The 485-nt window shown below is 46.4% G+C and carries 1 pseudogene; it reads left to right on the forward strand.

Going from position 1 to position 485, the window contains the following annotated elements:
- Positions 1 to 76, forward strand: a pseudogene (locus LI164_RS15630) (glutamyl-tRNA amidotransferase); the annotation flags it as partial.
- Positions 77 to 485: the final 409 nt, after the last annotated feature.

Here is a 485-nt window from a genome sequence, read left to right on the forward strand (position 1 = left end):
ACTCATTTTTCACAGGCAGGACACGCAGGAACTATTGAAAAAACTGCTGGAACGGGAGAAGCTGGAAACCCCTTAGTTTACTAAGGGCGCAATTATACACCACCCAAAGGTTGGTGCATTGCGTTCTCCGAAGGCTCCTCGCCGGAGGGCTGTGATTTTCCGCAGCCACGGACTGCTCCAAATCAAACAGGGGACGCTACACTTCCCCTGCGCTGGCTTTCGCCAGCTACCCTTTTGTGGACTTGCCATCTGGGGACACCTTGCGTTGCAAGCTGTTCCCAGCCGACAAGTTTTACAGAATCAGTTTTCTGTCTTTTGAGAAGAAATGAAAAATGTTATACTAAAAAATGAAAATGCCTATTGACTCTCACGGAACGTCATAGATTAAAGTTACCTTATCAGGAACAGGAGGTCAGCAGCTATGAGGACAGTAAAAGAAATATCAGATTTAACAGGTATCAGCGTTCGCACGCTTCACTATTATG

The organism is Dorea sp. 210702-DFI.3.125 (assembly GCF_020560945.1).
In the GTDB taxonomy this organism is placed as follows: Bacteria; Bacillota; Clostridia; order Lachnospirales; family Lachnospiraceae; genus Dorea; species Dorea formicigenerans.